The organism is Ruegeria sp. AH12 (assembly GCF_056541465.1).
Genome location: NZ_JBQFYL010000225.1, coordinates 1 through 529, shown reverse-complemented (window position 1 = coordinate 529; position 529 = coordinate 1). Strand labels below are relative to the sequence as shown.

The 529-nt window shown below is 56.1% G+C and carries 1 protein-coding gene; it reads right to left on the bottom strand.

Annotated elements, in window-relative coordinates:
* On the bottom strand, positions 1–529 hold a 529-nt coding region (locus tag ACR0EL_RS22760; RefSeq protein ID WP_480502393.1), incomplete at both ends, for a LysR substrate-binding domain-containing protein.

Sequence of the window (529 nt, the reverse complement as noted above, 5' to 3'; positions counted from 1 at the left end):
GCCCACAATCCGGTCAGGAGGTTGTAGTCGTCGCATTCGATGTGCGGCTCTGCATTCACCTTTTCGACGGCTTCAGCACCGCCACCAAGTGCTTTTGTCAAAGCGGCTTTCCAGTGTTTGTGGAGATGCGGAGATGCAAAGGGAAAATCGAATATGCCTGCCATCGTTTGCGGGCCACGCTGATGAATCTTATGGTCGCGATGTGCCACAAACTGGATTTGTTGTTTCTCCATCACCATAATCTCGACGTTGTCAGCTTCGGGTGTGTAGGTCAGGTCACCGAGGAACATGTCGAACTTTCCCGCCTGCAACAAATCAAGCGGTCGTGCGTAGGCGCTTACCAGAATTCGGAAACGAAGATCAGGCGTCACTTGCCGCACTGATCGCAGGGCGGGCAGGATCAGGGTTCTCGTGGTCAGAGGCCCGCAACCGATCAGCAAAGTGCCCGGCCCGGTTTCGCGCAAAGCGGCCACGCGCGTTGCATACTGGTTCAGGTCTTCGCGCAGCGCCTGGGCGATTGGCAAGAACT